The 217-nt window shown below is 41.5% G+C and carries 1 pseudogene; it reads left to right on the top strand.

From position 1 onward, the window contains the following. A pseudogene (locus tag V6260_RS19075) lies at window positions 1–159 on the top strand (lipid A biosynthesis lauroyl acyltransferase); the annotation flags it as partial. Between the last annotated feature and the right edge of the window lie 58 nt (window positions 160–217).

The raw sequence follows: 217 nt of genomic DNA, 5'->3' as shown, positions 1-217 counted from the left end.
CTTAAAAATTTCCCTAGCGGTGAGTACAAAGCTGATGTAACACGTGTTAACCAACGAGTTGAGCGAGCAATAACTGCAGCACCAGAACAGTACATGTGGCTGCACCGTAGATTTAAAACGCGCGCAGATAAAAATACTCCTTCTTTTTACAAAAAGTAGTGGTTTAAAAAGTTATTCACCGTAATAGGCGCTCTCGAGCGATCAAGTTCAACCACTA

Origin of the sequence: Pseudoalteromonas aliena, assembly GCF_038155085.1 — a bacterium.
Classification (GTDB): Bacteria; Pseudomonadota; Gammaproteobacteria; order Enterobacterales; family Alteromonadaceae; genus Pseudoalteromonas; species Pseudoalteromonas aliena_A.
The sequence above is the reverse complement of the archived record's forward strand: the minus strand, read 5'-3'. Positions and strand labels throughout refer to the sequence as shown.